18 protein-coding genes are annotated in these 15,821 nt (G+C 63.8%); 12 read left to right on the top strand and 6 right to left on the bottom strand.

All coding sequences use genetic code 11. From position 1 onward, the window contains the following. Positions 1-5: 5 nt before the first annotated feature. The 3 genes from ccoO to ccoP are packed head-to-tail and all read left to right on the top strand — an operon-like array spanning position 6 to position 1,790. Positions 6-731 (top strand): cytochrome-c oxidase, cbb3-type subunit II, encoded by a 726-nt coding sequence (gene ccoO, locus ACERHN_RS07070; protein WP_415921942.1) that lies wholly within the window; start codon positions 6-8, stop codon positions 729-731. 10 nt (positions 732-741) lie between these two features. After that, positions 742-927, top strand: coding sequence for a cbb3-type cytochrome c oxidase subunit 3 (locus ACERHN_RS07065; RefSeq protein ID WP_415921941.1), 186 nt, complete (start codon positions 742-744; stop codon positions 925-927). Continuing rightward, the gene (gene ccoP, locus ACERHN_RS07060) at positions 924-1,790 is read left to right on the top strand and encodes a cytochrome-c oxidase, cbb3-type subunit III (protein ID WP_415921940.1); all 867 of its coding nucleotides are present in this window, start codon (positions 924-926) and stop codon (positions 1,788-1,790) included. The genes ACERHN_RS07065 and ccoP overlap by 4 nt, the downstream gene beginning before the upstream one ends. 55 nt (positions 1,791-1,845) lie before the next feature. On the opposite strand, the gene ACERHN_RS07055 is transcribed toward ccoP, so the two are convergent. After that, positions 1,846-2,079, bottom strand: a complete 234-nt coding sequence (locus ACERHN_RS07055; protein ID WP_415921939.1) for a DUF6552 family protein — start codon at positions 2,077-2,079, stop codon at positions 1,846-1,848. Further along, the gene (locus tag ACERHN_RS07050; protein WP_415921938.1) at positions 2,079-2,219 is read right to left on the bottom strand and encodes a hypothetical protein; all 141 of its coding nucleotides are present in this window, start codon (positions 2,217-2,219) and stop codon (positions 2,079-2,081) included. The genes ACERHN_RS07055 and ACERHN_RS07050 overlap by 1 nt, the downstream gene beginning before the upstream one ends. Positions 2,220-2,318: 99 nt before the next feature. Here ACERHN_RS07050 and ACERHN_RS07045 point away from each other — a divergent pair, with 99 nt between their 5' ends. The 5 genes from ACERHN_RS07045 to ccoS all read left to right on the top strand — a co-directional run bounded on the left by ACERHN_RS07045 (position 2,319) and on the right by ccoS (position 7,480). Further along, positions 2,319-3,200: a LysR family transcriptional regulator gene (locus tag ACERHN_RS07045; protein WP_415921937.1), complete on the top strand. Its 882-nt coding sequence runs from the start codon at positions 2,319-2,321 to the stop codon at positions 3,198-3,200. Positions 3,201-3,264: 64 nt separating this feature from the next. Beyond that, positions 3,265-4,686, top strand: a complete 1,422-nt coding sequence (ccoG, locus tag ACERHN_RS07040) for a cytochrome c oxidase accessory protein CcoG (protein ID WP_415921936.1) — start codon at positions 3,265-3,267, stop codon at positions 4,684-4,686. Further along, a complete protein-coding gene (locus ACERHN_RS07035) occupies positions 4,683-5,138 on the top strand; it encodes a FixH family protein (RefSeq protein WP_415921935.1) in 456 nt (151 codons plus the stop codon). Before ccoG ends, ACERHN_RS07035 begins: the two co-directional genes overlap by 4 nt. 6 nt (positions 5,139-5,144) lie before the next feature. Continuing rightward, positions 5,145-7,325 (top strand): heavy metal translocating P-type ATPase, encoded by a 2,181-nt coding sequence (locus ACERHN_RS07030; RefSeq protein WP_415921934.1) that lies wholly within the window; start codon positions 5,145-5,147, stop codon positions 7,323-7,325. Then, on the top strand, positions 7,322-7,480 hold the full coding sequence (gene ccoS, locus ACERHN_RS07025; protein ID WP_415921933.1) for a cbb3-type cytochrome oxidase assembly protein CcoS: 159 nt from the start codon (positions 7,322-7,324) through the stop codon (positions 7,478-7,480). The genes ACERHN_RS07030 and ccoS overlap by 4 nt, the downstream gene beginning before the upstream one ends. A gap of 64 nt (positions 7,481-7,544) precedes the next feature. Here the strand turns inward: ccoS and ACERHN_RS07020 are convergent, their stop codons facing one another. Then, positions 7,545-8,972, bottom strand: coding sequence for a serine hydrolase (locus ACERHN_RS07020; protein ID WP_415921932.1), 1,428 nt, complete (start codon positions 8,970-8,972; stop codon positions 7,545-7,547). Between the two features lie 169 nt (positions 8,973-9,141). Beyond that, entirely contained in the window at positions 9,142-9,873 is a 732-nt protein-coding gene (locus ACERHN_RS07015) for an HAD family hydrolase (protein WP_415921931.1), read from the bottom strand. Between the two features lie 107 nt (positions 9,874-9,980). On the opposite strand from ACERHN_RS07015, the gene clpS reads away from it, so the two are divergent. From clpS to hemF, 4 genes are all read left to right on the top strand, one after another. Next, the gene (gene clpS, locus ACERHN_RS07010; RefSeq protein ID WP_415921930.1) at positions 9,981-10,304 is read left to right on the top strand and encodes an ATP-dependent Clp protease adapter ClpS; all 324 of its coding nucleotides are present in this window, start codon (positions 9,981-9,983) and stop codon (positions 10,302-10,304) included. Continuing rightward, positions 10,305-11,297 carry a class I SAM-dependent methyltransferase gene (locus ACERHN_RS07005; protein ID WP_415921929.1) on the top strand — a complete coding sequence of 331 codons (993 nt, stop codon included), beginning with the start codon at positions 10,305-10,307 and terminating at the stop codon, positions 11,295-11,297. A 2-nt stretch (positions 11,298-11,299) separates the two neighbouring features. Beyond that, positions 11,300-12,103: an SDR family NAD(P)-dependent oxidoreductase gene (locus tag ACERHN_RS07000; RefSeq protein WP_415921928.1), complete on the top strand. Its 804-nt coding sequence runs from the start codon at positions 11,300-11,302 to the stop codon at positions 12,101-12,103. A 140-nt stretch (positions 12,104-12,243) separates the two neighbouring features. Next, positions 12,244-13,137, top strand: a complete 894-nt coding sequence (gene hemF / locus ACERHN_RS06995) for an oxygen-dependent coproporphyrinogen oxidase (protein ID WP_415921927.1) — start codon at positions 12,244-12,246, stop codon at positions 13,135-13,137. Here the strand turns inward: hemF and ACERHN_RS06990 are convergent. Beyond that, on the bottom strand, positions 13,134-14,735 hold the full coding sequence (locus tag ACERHN_RS06990; protein ID WP_415921926.1) for an acyl-CoA dehydrogenase family protein: 1,602 nt from the start codon (positions 14,733-14,735) through the stop codon (positions 13,134-13,136). The two genes, hemF and ACERHN_RS06990, sit on opposite strands and share 4 nt — an antisense overlap. Before the next feature lie 97 nt (positions 14,736-14,832). Beyond that, complete coding sequence (gene hemC, locus ACERHN_RS06985; RefSeq protein ID WP_415921925.1) at positions 14,833-15,789, bottom strand: hydroxymethylbilane synthase; 957 nt, start codon at positions 15,787-15,789, stop codon at positions 14,833-14,835. Positions 15,790-15,821 lie beyond the last annotated feature (32 nt).

The raw sequence follows: 15,821 nt of genomic DNA, 5'->3' as shown, positions 1-15,821 counted from the left end.
GACAGATGGGTATCCTCGACAGACACAAGATCCTTGAACGCAACGCCACGCTGCTGCTGGTCTTCAGCTTCCTCGTGGTGACGATCGGGGGGATCGTTCAGATTGCCCCGCTGTTCTACCTCGAAAACACCATTGAAAAGGTCGAAGGGATGCGCCCCTACAGCCCGCTCGAACTGGCCGGGCGCGACATCTACCTGCGCGAAGGGTGCTATGTGTGCCACAGCCAGATGATCCGCCCCATGCGGGACGAGGTGGAACGGTACGGGCACTACTCGCTCGCGGCGGAATCGATGTATGACCACCCGTTCCAATGGGGGTCCAAGCGGACCGGGCCGGATCTGGCCCGCGTCGGTGGGCGGTATTCGGATGACTGGCACATTGCCCACCTGCGCGACCCGCAGTCGGTGGTGCCGGAATCGGTCATGCCGAAATACGACTTCCTCGAACGGACCGACCTTGATGGCGAGTACATTGGCGAACTGCTGGCCACGCACCGGATGGTCGGCGTGCCCTACACCGATGAGATGATCGAAAACGCCCGGGCCGACTTTGTGGCCCAGGCTGATCCCGACAGCGACTTTGACGGGGTGCTTGAACGGTATCCGGGCGCGCAGGTGCGCAACTTTGACGGCCAGCCGGGTGTGTCCGAGGCCGATGCGCTGATCGCTTACATGCAAATGCTGGGCACGCTGGTCGATTTCTCGACCTTCGTCGCTGACGCCAACCGCTAGGAGAGAGGCCATGGAAACCTACAGCCTTTTGCGCGAATTCGCCGACAGTTGGATGCTGCTGTTGTTGTTCACGATCTTTGTGGGGGTGTTCTTTTGGGTCATGCGGCCCGGATCCTCTGCCACGTATCGCGACACGGCCGACATCCCCTTTCGGCATGATGACGCCCCCATCTCTCCAGAGGAGGATCGGTCATGAGTGAGCAGACCGAAAAAGACAAGGAAATCGGCACCACCGGCCATGCCTGGGACGGGATCGAAGAGCTGAACAACCCTCTGCCGCGCTGGTGGCTGTGGTGCTTTTACCTGACGATCATCTGGGGCATCGGCTACACCATCGCCTATCCCGCGTGGCCTTTGGTCAACAGCGCGACGGCGGGCATGCTGGGCTATTCGACACGCGGTGAGGTCGCAACCGAGATCGCCGCCGTCGAAGAGGCCAATGGCGCGATCAACGCAACGTTGGTCGCCGCAGAGCTGACAGAGGTCAGCGCCGATGCCGAACTGATGCAATATGCGACTTCTGCGGGCGGCGCGGTGTTCCGCACGTGGTGCGCGCAGTGCCATGGCTCCGGCGGCGCGGGTGTGCAGGCCTCGGGCTATCCGAACCTGCTGGATGATGATTGGCTCTGGGGTGGGACGATCGAAGACATCCACCTCACCATCACCCACGGCATCCGCAACGAAGAAGACCTCGACAGCCGCTATTCGCAGATGCCCGCCTTTGGCGAGATCCTCGAGGAGGGCGAAATCCTCGCCGTCGTCCAATACGTGAAATCGCTGTCCGGCACGCCGGAAGACGCGACATTGGCGGCAGCGGGGGCAGAGATTTACCTCGACAATTGTTCGGCCTGCCATGGCGAAGAGGGTCTGGGCGATATCTCGCAGGGGGCGCCCAACCTTGCGGACGCCATCTGGCTCTATGGGGGGGACACCGAGCGGTTGATCGAAACCGTGACCTACAGCCGCTTTGGCGTCATGCCCCCGTGGCAGGGGCGGCTGAGCGAGGCCGAGTTGCGCGCCGTTGCGCTCTACGTTCACAGCCGGGGAGGCGGGCAGTAACCTGCCTGCATGAGGGCTGTGCGGGCGCGGTCGGCCACTCCGACCGCGCCCTATGTCATTTGGTGATCAGGCCCACGATCATCGCGGCCAGCGCCACGACATGGATCAGCATGATCGCCCGGTCGTTCCAATGAACGCCCACGATGAACCACCCCACGATGCCGATCAGAAAACAGTAGATGTTCCACGGCGTCGCCCCGCTCGCAGTCGCGGCGTACCCCGCAATCTGGGCAAGGGACGCGCCCCACTTGATGGCATCCACACGGGGGGTCGAAAGGGCGATCCGCATCACAGCTTGTCCAGATCAATGCACCGCGTCTGGCGGCCCAGCCATCCGCGCCGCGTGGCAGGCTTCACCGGGACGCAGGGACGTTTCGCGGGTTCATTGCGGGTCGCAGTCATGAAAGTTCGAGCGTAAATGTCAAACATGGCGTGAGCCTCCTGTAGTCGCTTTGTGCCTGTCATATTGCGCTATTTGTGGTTTTGTGCGACTCAATAAGAATGCTGATGTGTAAGCTGGGGTAACATATGAATCTGCGCGATCTGCCTCCGCTTGCCGCGTTGCGTGCCTTTCACGCCTTTGCCGATACGGGCAATGTGACGGCGGCGGGCGACGCGTTGGGCGTCAGCCACGCCGCGATCAGCCAGCAGTTGCGCAGCCTCGAGGCGCATCTGGGCGTCGCACTTCTGGATCGGTCGGGCCGTGCCATGCGGCTGACGCCGGATGGCGAATTCCTGGCGCAGGGCTGCGCGGACGGGTTTGGCGCGATTGACCGGGCCGTGGGGCTGATCACCGGGGCCGAAGCCGCGCGCCCGCTGCACATCTCGCCCACGCCCAGCTTTGCCGCCGCGTGGCTGATGCCGCGCCTGCCCGAATTCCGCAGCCTGCATCCCGACATCAACATCATGCTGAACCCGACCTCGGACCTCGTCAAACCGGCGACGGGCGATGTGGACCTGACCATTCGCTATGGACCCGGGGGCTGGCCGGGGGTCGAGGATCAGTTGCTGATCCCCACATCCATGGTCATCATCGCCGCCCCGGACCTTGTGGCGGGGCGTGACACGTCCACCCCCCGCGCGCTTAGCAAGCTGCCGTGGCTTGAGGAAATCGGGATCACCGAAAGCACCAGCTGGCTGCGCAATCGCGGCATTGCCGAGGGCGTGCAGGGCCCGTTGACCCAGGTGCCCGGCAACCTGCTGATCGACGGAGCGCGGGACGGGCAGGGGCTGGCCGTGACCGTCCGCCTGTTTGTGGAGGCCGACATTCGCGCAGGCCGGCTTGTCGTGCTGGAGGAAGAGGACCAGCCCGGTGCCGGCTATCACCTCGTAACGCGGCCGGGGGTGCAGCGCCCGCCGCTGCGCGCTTTCGTCAAATGGATCACGCGGGCCGCGCGCGATTTGACCTGAGTCAAGGTGCGCCCGGCGATGGGCTGTCACAAGGGGCCAGACCACTTGATCAAGGTGCCCGCACGTGTCCGATTCCGCCCCGAGCCTTTACGCCGCACGCGAGCCGATTTTCCCCAAACGGGTGTCGGGCAAATTCCGCACGCTGAAATGGTGGATCATGGCCGTGACGCTGGGCATTTACTACCTCGTGCCGTGGATCCGCTGGGACCGGGGTGAGGCGCTGCCGGATCAGGCCGTGCTGCTCGATCTGGCCAACCGGCGCTTTTACTTCTTCTGGATCGAGATCTGGCCGCACGAATTCTACTTTGTCGCCGGGCTGTTGATCATGGCGGGGCTCGGCCTGTTCCTGTTCACCTCGGCCTTGGGTCGGGTGTGGTGTGGCTATGCCTGCCCGCAGACCGTCTGGACCGACCTGTTCATCGCCGTGGAACGCTGGGTCGAGGGGGATCGCAACGCGCGTCTGCGCCTGCACCGGCAAGCCAAATGGGACCTGCGCAAGGCCCGGCTGCGCATGACCAAATGGGTGCTGTGGCTGCTTATCGGGCTGGCCACGGGCGGCGCGTGGGTGTTCTATTTCGCGGACGCGCCAACGCTGCTGCGCGATCTGGTGACCTTGCAGGCCCACCCCATCGCCTACACGACCATGGCGATCCTGACCGGCACCACGTTCCTCTTTGGCGGCTTCGCGCGCGAACAGATCTGCAACTATGCCTGCCCGTGGCCGCGCATTCAGGCCGCCATGATGGACGAAGACACGCTGACCGTCGGATACCGGGCCTGGCGCGGAGAGCCGCGCAAGCACCGCGTGCCCGAAGGCGAGACGCAAGGCGATTGCATCGACTGCATGGCCTGCGTGAACGTGTGCCCGGCAGGCATCGACATCCGCGACGGTCAGCAACTGGAATGCATCACCTGTGCGCTGTGTATCGACGCCTGTGATGACATCATGGCCAAGGTCGGCAAACCGCGCGGCCTCATCGACTACATGGCGCTGACCGACGAACAGGCCGAGCGGGCCGGTCAGAAACCCAAGCCCACATGGCAGCACATCCTGCGCACGCGCACGGTCCTTTATACCGTGCTGTGGGCGCTTGTGGGCTTTGGCCTGGTCTTTGCGCTGTTCATCCGGTCCGACGTGGAATTGACCGTGGCCCCGGTGCGCAACCCGACATTCGTGACGATGTCGGACGGATCGGTGCGCAACACCTATGACGTGCGCCTGCGCAACAAGACGGCAGAGGCGCAAACCCTGCGCCTGTCGGTCAAGGGCGATCCGTCCGTGCGGCTCCAGCTTGAGGGGACGCCCTACCAATCGGTGGCGGTGCCTGCGGACGCCACGTTCCTGCAACGCGTCTACCTTGTGGCGCCTGCAGGCGCTGCGCCGTCGGAAACCCCAAGCAGCGATGTGCGCATCTGGGTCGAGGCGCTCGGCGGGGGCGACCGCGCCTACCGCGACACAACATTCAACGGAAGGACAACGCGATGACACGTGAGCTCAAAGGGTGGCATGTGGCCGCCATGTTCTGTTTCGGGTTCGGGATCATCATTGCGGTGAACCTGACTCTGGCGTTCAACGCGGTGCACACGTTTCCCGGTCTGGAGGTTGGCAATTCCTATGTGGCGAGCCAGCAGTTCGAAGCCAAACGCGCGGCGCAGGATCGTTTGGGCTGGCGTGCGGAGGCGCAATATGTGGGCGGCGCGCTTGCGTTGCGTATCGCTGATGCACAGGCGCGTCCGGCGGCGGTGGCACGGATGGACGTCACCGTGGGGCGCACGACACATGTGGCCGCGGACATATCGCCCGATATGGCGTTTGACGGGGCACGCTGGACCGCGCCGATGACGTTGGAGCGTGGGCATTGGCATGTGCGCCTGCTGGCCGTGGCTGAGGATGGCACTGAATTCGAACAGCGTATTCCGCTGTTTGTGGACGGGTGAGATGTCATGACGGCTGTCCCTGATCCCCGGCCCATGGCCTGTCCCGGTTGCGCGGCTGCACCGGTATCGGTTGCGGCCCCCGAGGTGCGCCGGGATGACATTCTGTTGTCTCTGCCGGAGATCCATTGCCACAACTGCATTCGCAGTGCTGAGGCCGCGTTGATCGCGCACCCGGATGTGGCCGATGCGCGCGTGAACCTGACGCTCAAGCGGGCCTATGTGACGCCGTCCGCATCGGTGGAGGCGGGTACGCTTGTCGCCACACTAGCCGAGGTCGGGGTGGTGGCCCACCCGCTGGACCGCACAGCGTTGCAAAGCACGGCGACAGAGGCCGCGGGGCGGATGCTGCTGATGCGTCTGGCCGTGGCGGGGTTCGCCGCGATGAACGTCATGTTGTTGTCTGTTGCCGTTTGGTCGGGTGCCACGGACGCGACGCGGGACATGTTTCACTGGATTTCCGCGGCGATTGCCCTGCCTGCCGTTGCGTTTTGTGGACAGCCGTTTTTCGCAGGGGCGTGGCGCGCATTGCGCGCCGGACGGTTGTCGATGGACGTGCCCATTGCGCTTGCGGTTTTGCTCGCGCTGGCCACGTCGTTGTGGGAAACGATCCTGTCCGGGCATCATGCCTATTTCGATGCAGCGATCACCTTGTGCTTTTTCCTGCTGGCCGGCCGGTATCTGGAACATCGCACCCGCGCGGCTGCACGGTCCGCGGCAGAGGAGCTGACGGCGCTTGAAGTGCCGCGGGTCACACGCATCGTGGGGGGAGTGCCGGTGGAGGTGCCCGCCTCTGACGTCTCGGTGGGTGATCTGATCCTCGTGCGGGCGGGGGGGCGTATCGCGGTGGACGGGGTAGTCGAAGAGGGACAGGCAGAGCTGGACCGGTCCATGCTCACTGGCGAAACGATGCCCGTGCCGGCGGGGCCCGGCACCACAGTTGCGGCGGGCGAAACGGTGCTGAGCGGTCCGTTGCGCGTGCGGGCAACCGCTGTGGGACGGGACACGGCGCTGCACCGTCTGGCAGATCTGGTTGCCGTGGCCGAAGCGGGTCGGGCACGCTACACCCCGCTCGCCGACAAGGCCGCAGCGCTTTATGCGCCCGGGGTGCATATCCTTGCAGCGCTCGCCTGGGTGGGGTGGATGCTGTGGTCCGGGGACATGCGCGTTGCGCTGAATATCGCGGCGGCGGTGCTGATCATCACGTGTCCCTGCGCGCTTGGGCTGGCTGTTCCGGCCGTTACCACGGCTGCGTCCGGCGCGCTGTTCCGGCGGGGCGTTCTGATCAAGAGCGCAACCGCGCTTGAGCGCGTGGCGACCGTCGATACGGTCGTGTTCGACAAGACGGGCACGCTGACCGAAGGGGTGCCGCAGGTCATCGGCTGGGAGGACCTGCACCCGGAGGTGCGGCAGGTGGCCTTGGCCTTGGCGCAAGGATCGGCGCACCCGCTGGCGGTTGCGATTGCGGCACAGGCGGGGGAGGCCGCGCAGGTGACGGATCTGCGCGAGGTGCCTGGTTTTGGCACGGAAGCCCTGTGGCGCGGCATCCCGGTGCGCATGGGACGGGCCGGGTGGGCTGGTGTGGCCGACGCGGTGACGGACACACATCTTGGGACCTGGGTCGCCGTGGGGGACAGCCCCGCGACGCGCATCCGCTTTGCCGATACGCTGCGCCCCGGCGTGCGCGATATGGTGGCGGGGCTCAAGGCTGCAGGCCTGCGGGTGTTGATGATATCCGGGGACCGGGACGCGCCGGTGGCGGCGACGGCACGTGCCGCGGGTATCGACGTGGCCCATGCCAATTGCCTGCCCGAGGACAAGGTTGCGCATATTGCGGCGTTACAGGCGCAGGGGTGCAACGTGCTGATGGTGGGGGATGGTTTGAACGACACGGGCGCCTTGGCAGCGGCGCATGTCAGCCTGTCGCCGGCCTCTGCGCTGGATGCGGCACGTGTCGCGTCGGATATGGTTTTGTTGGGTGCGCAGATGGATGTGCTGCCGGATGTGCTGCGCTGTGCCCGTACCGCGCGCCAACGGATCGCCGAGAATTTCAGGATTGCGACGGTTTACAACGTGATCGCGGTGCCGCTGGCCATTGCGGGGATGGCCACGCCGTTGATAGCCGCACTTGCGATGTCGGCATCGTCCATTACCGTATCGCTCAACGCATTGCGGGGGATTTGGAGATGAACGTGCTGGTCTATCTCATCCCGGTGTCCCTGCTGTTGGGGGCCGTCGGTTTGGCAGGGTTTTTGTATACGCTGCGCAGTCGTCAATATGAGGACCCGGATGGCGACAGCCAGCGCATTCTGGACCGGACATGGGACGATCGTCCGCGCCCGTGACGGTGTGCGGACGCTGTTTGGCCTTTGGCCAAAGACGCCCCGCCCACCGTCCCTTTGGCGTTGTTCAGGATTTCGGGCCGATGGTGAAGCAGGTCACCTTGCGCGCTTGCAACCTGCGGCAGGCCAGGTCTGCCTGTTCGCGTGTCATGCCCATGAAATTGGCGTCGAACCCTTGCGGCTTTTGCACCACTTTGCGGAGCGACCCGTCGAGGGACGACATTTCGGTCAGTGCCGTCTGCAACAGCACCTTTTCCGCCTTGTACCGGCTGGGATAGCGTCCGACATTCAGGCCCCAGTGGCGGCCCCCGGAGGTTGACAGGCGCGTGACCACTTCGGGTTCTGCCCGGGCAAGCACGACGTCGCCGGGTCGCGCAGCCGGTCGTTTCATCGGTGTCACTACCAGTTTGGGCGGCTCGGCCTGCGCTGCTTCAAGCGCGGTCAGGATATCGTCCGCCTGAACCGCGGCTTGGGGGGCATTCGCCACCAGTACCGGTTCGGCAGGTGCTTCCGCGCCGGGGCGCAGTTGCGGCCGGAGCGACCGTTTCACGGCCCCTGTCAGCCGAATGATCTTGCCCGCACCTTTGGGCGCGGATTGGTCGCCTGCGACAACAACGGGGCCCGTGTCCGGTGTATAGCCCGGCTTTTGCGGTTTGCGCAGCGGTGCGCGCGACGGGGCACGGCGGAAGCCCATATCCAGCAGCTCTGCCACCTTGGCATTTCGGGAGGCCGTGGATTTGCCACCGAACACAGTGGCAATGATCCGTTCATTGCCGCGTTCTGCGCTGGCCACAAGGTTGAAGCCCGCAGCGCGGGTGTAGCCAGTCTTAATCCCGTCGGCACCGCGGTAATTCGCCAGCAGGCGGCGGTTGGTATTGGCCACTTCGCGCACGCCCGCATGGGTCGTGGTGCGCGAGAACAGGTTGTAATATTGCGGGTAGTCATAGAGCACGTGGCGCCCCAGCACGGTCATGTCCCGGGCCGTGGACATGTGTCCGTTTTCCGTGAGGCCGTGCGCGTTCTTGAACGTTGTGCGGGTCATGCCAAGCGATTTGGCTGTGCGGGTCATGCGCCGGGCAAAGGCGGCTTCGGAGCCGGAGATCGCCTCGCCAATCGCGGTGGCCGCATCGTTGGCAGATTTCACCGCAGCGGCGCGGATGAGGTAGCGCAGCGCAATGCTCTGGCCCGGGCGCAGGCCCAGTTTCGAGGGCGGCTCGGATGCGGCGAATTTGGATATCTTGACCTTGGTGTCCAGCGTGATCTCACCCCGTTCGACCGCCTGAAACGCAATATAGAGCGTCATCATCTTGGTCAGCGATGCCGGATGCAGCCGGGTGTCGGCATTGCGCGAATGCAAAACCTCTCCGGTACGTGCGTCAATGACCATTGCAGCATACGGCGCCGCCATGACGGAAGCCGGGAGGATGATGAACATCCAGAGTGCCGCGAATACGAAAAGCCCAATACGGGCCGGCTGTGTGCGCCGAACCTTCACGATAAACCTGCCTATGTCTGCCTCAGGCCGCCGATTTTTCGACTGGCCATATTTTTATGAGATAAAGCTAACACAGGAACGATTTTCGATAAAGGCTTGTCGGACCTCACGTTTCCGTTTTTCTGCACAGCAGCGTTGCAAGATGTTGGGGCATGCAGGGTCGCAGCCGCTACACCGGCGATTGTGGCGAGAATGTGGCAAAGCCGCCCAACACATCAGCCAGATCGCCAAGATCGCTGAGTGCGTGATAACGGGGGTGGTCGTGGGGTGCGTCGGCGGCCTCAAAATCCCATTGCAGATCGTGGGGCACATAGACGCCGTGACCGCCTGCGTCGATCATGGGCCGCACGTCCGATTTCATCGAATTGCCGATCATCATGCCAGAGGCCGCACCCCCAAAGGGCGCAAAGACGCGCGTGTAGACGTCCGGTGTCTTATCCGACACGATTTTGACCCCGTCGAACATGTCACCCAGGCCCGATTGCGCCAGCTTGCGTTCTTGATCCAGCAGATCGCCCTTGGTGATCAGCAGAACCGGGGCATGGTCCTTCGCCGCGGCGACAGCCTCGGCGGCATGGGGCAACAGGTCGATCGGATATTGCAACATCTCCTGACCTGCCGCGATCAGTTCGGAGATCACGGCGCCGGGCACGGCGTTGTCCGTCACCTCTAGCGCGGTTTCGATCATCGACAGTGTGAACCCTTTGACGCCAAAGCCATAGTGACCAATGTTGCGCCGCTCTGCCGCCATAAGGCGTGCATCCAAATCGGTCGTGTCCGTGTGCGGTGCAAGCAGCGTCTGGAACCGTGTTTGCGTCAGCTGAAAGTAGCGTTCGTTGTGCCAAAGCGTGTCATCGGCATCAAAGGCAATGCAGCGCAACGGTGAACGGCCATGTGACAATGCGTGCGCTTTCTCTTTTCTAAACGGCTGACAGCGTTATATAGAGCCTCCCAAGGCACTCCAGTGGATTCCCGGAACAAGAGGCGCAGATGCACTCCGTGTGGCACATGATGGCGGACAAGCAGGATGATGATGGCGATACCGCCGTCGTCACCGAAACCAAGCCCAAGACCAAGCGGCCCCCTCTGTACAAGGTGCTGCTCTTGAATGACGACTATACGCCGATGGAATTCGTGGTGCATGTGCTGGAACGGTTCTTTGGTCTCAACCATGCGCAGGCGTTCGAGATCATGTTGACGGTGCACAAGAAGGGTCTGGCAGTCGTCGGTGTGTTCAGTCACGAGATTGCAGAGACCAAAGTGGCGCAGGTGATGGATTATGCCCGTCGCCATCAGCACCCGTTGCAGTGCACCATGGAGAAAGAAGAGTAGGTGATCGGGGACCGGTTGCCACTTGCGCTGGAAGCGGTGTCGCTTCCGGCAGATGGCCGTTTGGCCGTTTTGCATCCTGACATTCACGCGGACCTCTCGGACCTGCCACGGGAACGTGTGCTGATCGTGTCGCCGCTGGTGATGGTCTGTGAGGCGTTTCGCGACCGTGGTTACGCGGTTGCGGCAGAGCTGCCCGAGGACCGGTTTGCAGCCAGCATCGTATGCCTGACCCGCGCGCGCGCCGAGGCGCAGGCGCTGATTGCCAGGGCGGTGGCGCAAACCGACGGACTGGTGATCATCGACGGGCAAAAGGTCGATGGCGCGGATTCGATGCTCAAGGCCTTGCGGAAACGCGGTGAGGTCAGCGCGCCGATTTCCAAGGCGCATGGCAAGATCTACTGGATCACCGCTGCGGGCGATTTTGCGGATTGGGAGGCCGGGCCGGCCTTACATCCGGACGGGTTCTGGACCGCGCCGGGTGTGTTTTCGGCGGACGGGGTGGATCCTGCCTCTGCGCTGCTCAGCGACGCGCTGCCCGAGGCGATGGTGGGCACGGTTGCCGATCTGGGTGCAGGGTGGGGATTTTTGAGCGCGCATGTGCTGACCCGTGACGTGGAAACCGTGCATCTGGTCGAGGCGCATGACATGGCATTGCAATGCGCGCGGCACAACGTGACCGACCCGCGTGCGCAGTTCCATTGGGCGGATGCCACGACATGGGTGCCGCCGACCAAGGTGGACGCCGTGGTGATGAACCCGCCGTTTCACAAAAGCCGTGCGGCGGACCCCGGTCTTGGCCGCGCGTTCATTGCACAGGCGGCGCGCATTCTGCGTCCGCACGGGGCCCTCTGGATGGTGGCAAACCGGCATTTGCCTTATGAAGACGCGCTGGATCAGGCCTTTGCCAAAGTGGTTGATCTGGACGGCGATGCGCGGTTCAAACTGGTGCGGGCCGAAAAGCCACGGCAAAAGCCGGGCAGGGGACGGAGATAGCCATGTCATTTTCGATCAACGGCAAGACGGCGATTGTCACGGGCGCTGCGAATGGGATCGGTCTGGCGATCGCACGCCATTTTGCGGACCGCGGTGCCAACGTGATGTGCGCCGACATGGATGAAAAGAAGTTGGCCGAAGAGCTGGGAGATGTCGCCGAAGAGGGCAACATCCGCTATTTCGCCGGGGACCTGCGGCAGCGTCTGACGATTGCGAACCTCGTGTCGGCCACCATTGATGCGTTCGACCAGATCGACATTCTGGTCAATGCGTCGCGCCAGGTGATGGAGACAGATGCGCTGGACCCCGAGGACACCAGCGTCGAGACGCTGATGGAGCAGAATGTCATGACCGCGCTGCGCCTCAGCCAGCAGGTTGCGCGGCGCATGATCAAGCAGGCGGAAGGCGGCAGCGATGCGGCGAGCGTCGGCTCCATCGTCAATCTCAGCTCCATTGCGGCGCACCAGTCCCGGCCCGAGCTTTTGGCGTACTCCATTTCCGCGGCGGGCCTTGAGCAGATGACGCGGTCCATGGCGCTGGCTTTGGCGCCCGAACGAATCCGCGTAAACGCGGTGGCTTTTGGTTCGGTGATGTCGGCCTCCTTGCAGTCCTCTATCGGGGATCATCCGGAGTGGCGGGAAGAGATCGAGACACAGACCCCGTTGCACCGGATCGCAGCCCCAACCGAGTTGGTGGATGCCGTGCAATTCCTGGCCTCTGACGGGTCGGGGTTTGTCACCGGCGAGGTGCTGACCGTAGATGGCGGGCGCAGCCTGCTCGACCCTGTGGATGCGCCCGCCCACTAGGACGTGCCGGGGGTGCTTGTGGCGCACCGGCCCTCCGGGGGGAGTTTATCTGGCGAGATGAAGGGGGACGGTCGCGTCTTTGACCTTGGCGTCGGGTGGGTTGTTGCGTTAAAATCTGTCAACCAAACAGGACAGTGCGCATGACAGAGCAATTCGACACTCAGAAAACACGGGCGGCGGCGTGGTTCCGGCAATTGCGCGATGACATCGTGGCGGCGTTTGAGGGGCTGGAGGACAGTCATGATACCGGTCCGATGGCAGATGCGGCACCGGGTCGGTTCGAGGTCAGCGAAACCAAGCGCAGTGCCGAGGATGGATCGGATGCGGGCGGTGGCCTGATGAGCGTAATGCGCGGTGGTCGTGTGTTTGAGAAGGTCGGCGTGAACGTGTCGACCGTGTTTGGCACATTGGGTGACCGTGCGCAGGCCGCGATGATGGCCCGCAAGGGCCTGCCCGGCATGAAGGATGATCCGCGGTTTTGGGCGTCGGGCATCAGCCTCGTGGCGCATATGCAGAACCCGCACGCGCCAGCGGTGCACATGAACACCCGCATGTTCTGGACACCGCATGCGTGGTGGTTTGGTGGCGGTTCGGACCTGAACCCCTGTATCGAATACGCCGAGGACACGGCGCATTTCCACGCCCAGCAGCAGGCGCATCTCGACCCGCATGGCACGGATTTCTATCCGCGTCTCAAGGCGTGGGCAGACGAGTACTTTTTCATCCCGCACCGCAAACGGGCACGGGGTGTCGGCGGGATCTTCATGGATGATCATTGCACCGGTGATTGGGAGGCGGATTTCGCCCTGACCCAGGATATCGGACGCGCGTTCCTGCCCGCTTACGTGCCGCTGGTGGAAAAGCGCCGGGTGCAGGGTTGGGACGACGCCGACAAGGATGCGCAGCTGGTGCATCGCGGGCTCTATGCTGAGTACAACCTTGTCTATGACCGGGGTACGAAGTTCGGCCTTGAGACCGGGCATGATGCCAATGCGGTGCTGATGAGCCTGCCCCCCTTGGCTAAGTGGGTTTAATGGGCGTCGAAGCCTGCGATGATGGCGTCCGTGTCGATATGCGTCGCGGTGCCCGCGATCTGTCCGGATGAAGCGGCCAGCCGCGCGCCGATATAGCCATCTGCGACAGCGTGTGACGCGCCACCGAGCAGGATCGACGCGGTCAGCAACGTGGCGGTGTTTTCGGCGAAATGGCGCGCCTCTGCTTCGGTGGGCAGTGTGGTCCAGCGGGTGCCGTAGGCCTTGAGCGCCGCGTCATAGCGGGCGTCGTTGCCCTGGACGCGGTTCAGTTGTGCGTGCAGCATGTCGCGCGCCGCCGGTTCGCGGGCGAGGGTGCGCAGGATGTCGAGGCAGATGACGTTGCCCGACCCTTCCCAGATGCCATTCAACGGTGCCTCACGATAGTAGAGCGGCATGGACGTGTCTTCGATATAGCCCATGCCGCCAAGGGCCTCCATCGCCTCATAGGTCACGCGGGGACAGAGTTTGTTGTTGAGGAATTTGGCGAGTGCCACGGCAATGCGGGCATAGGCGCGGTCTTCGGCTGTGGTCCGGTCAAAGGCCGCGGCCACGTGCAACCCGAGGCGCGTCGCCCCTTCCCAGTCGAGCATGAGGTCGGCCAGCACGGTGCGCATGAGCGGTTGGTCGATCAGACGTTTCTGAAACGCGGAGCGGTGGCGGACCCAGTGCATCGCTTCGGTCAGGGCGCCGCGCATGATCCCGGCGGGCGCGATGGCGGTATCGAGGCGGGTGTGGTGGACCATTTCGATGATGGTCTGAATGCCGCGCCCGTCCTCGCCCAGCTGATGGGCCAGTGCCCCGTGATATTCGATTTCCGCCGAAGCGTTGGACCGATTGCCGAGCTTGTCCTTGAGGCGCATCAGGTGGATTGCATTGCGCTCACCCTCGAGCCAGCGCGGAACGAGGAAGCATGTCAGGCCCTGTGCGGTTTGCGCCAGCGTGAGAAACCCGTCCGACATAGGCGCGGAGCAGAACCACTTGTGACCGGTCAGACGCCAGTGATCGCCGTCCCTGTCGGCCACCGTCCTGTTTGACCGCACGTCCGAGCCGCCCTGTTTTTCCGTCATCGCCATACCGAGTGTGGCGGCGGTTTTGTGCTCCACGGGCAGGGTGCGGGGGTCATAGGCGCGGGCCGTCAGTTTGGGTGTCCATTGCGCGGCGAGCGTCGGATTTGCGGCCAGCGCGGGCACCGCGGCATAGGTCATGGTCAGCGGGCAGCAATGTCCGGGTTCGACCTGGCTGGCGAGGTACACCATGGCGGCGTGCGTGGCATGCGTGCCGCCGTCCCACGCGGTGGCGGCATAGCCGGCCTCTTGGCTGAGCGCCATCATCTGGTGGTAGGCGGGGTGGAATTCCACGGTGTCCAAACGCCGCCCGCCGGTGTCGAACTGGCACAGTTCGGGTGTGTGACGGTTGGCGTTGCGGGCCATGTTGCGCGCATCGGACCGGCCCATGGCAGCACCGTAGGCCACGAGGTCCGCCGAAGGTGGAACGCAGTCGCGCAGCACCGGATCATGAGCCCACAGATCGCGGTTTCCCGGCGCATTGGGCTGGTTTTCAACGGTATGTGTGGGCAGGTCGGAACGCGGTGCTGTCATGAGATCAGCCTGCGCCTTGGGGGTGTGGTGCGTCAAGATGGGGGCGCTGCCCCCCGGCCTGCGGCCGTCCCCCGTGGTATTTTTTGCCAGAAGAAGATCAGTGCCAGTCAAAGAAGCCTTTGCCCGCGCGTTGCAGCAGATCACGGGCCAGATCAGTGCCCATGTCGCGCCCGTCTGCGACGGGACCGGTGCGGGTGCCGGACAGGGCGTCTGAGCCATCGGGACGCAAGACTTCGCCATGCAGGGTAAGCGTGCCCGCGTCGATCGTTGATGTGGCGGCGATCGGTGTTTCGCAAGAGCCGTCGAGGGTAAAGAGGAACTGGCGTTCGGCGGCCAGCCGGTGTCCCGTTGGCGTGTCATGGATCGCGTCGAGCATCTCGGCGGTGTTGGTGTCGTTCTGCCGGCGTTCGATGCCAATTGCGCCCTGGGCCACAGCGGGCAGCATGTCCGTGGTTTCGATGGGTGTGGCAGGCACGTCCGCCATGCCGAGACGATTAAGCCCGGCACAGGCAAGGAACGTGCAGTCGGCGACACCATCCGCCAGCTTTTGCAGCCGCGTCTGCACGTTACCGCGGAATTCCACCACATTCAGGTCGGGCCGTTTGTGGAGCAGTTGCGCCCGGCGCCGCAAGGACGAGGTGCCGACGGTAGCACCTTGTGCCAAGTCCGACAGCGACGCGAGTGTGGGCGAGACAAACGCATCCCGCACGTCTTCGCGCGGCAGGTACGTCTCGAGGATCAGACCGTCTGGCTGTACCGTTGGCATATCCTTCATCGAATGCACCGCGATGTCGATGGATCCATCGAGCAGCGCCTCTTCGATCTCGCGGGTGAAAAGGCCCTTGTTGCCGATTTCCTTCAGCGGGCGGTCGGCCGCGATCATGGACCGGTCGTCGCCGGTGACCTTGATCACGCAGATTTCAAAGGCTGCATCCGGCAGGTCGAACGCCGCACTCAGACGTCTGCGCGTCTCGTGGGCTTGCGCCAGGGCAAGGGGGGAGCCGCGGGTCCCGATCTTGAGCGGGGCGGAGGGGGTTGGAAGTCGCACTGTCATGGGTTTATCTTTTAGAAGTGTCAACTTATCCT

This window comes from Tateyamaria rhodophyticola (genome assembly GCF_047777875.1).
Taxonomy (GTDB): domain Bacteria; phylum Pseudomonadota; class Alphaproteobacteria; order Rhodobacterales; family Rhodobacteraceae; genus Tateyamaria.
The sequence above is the reverse complement of the archived record's forward strand: the minus strand, read 5'-3'. Positions and strand labels throughout refer to the sequence as shown.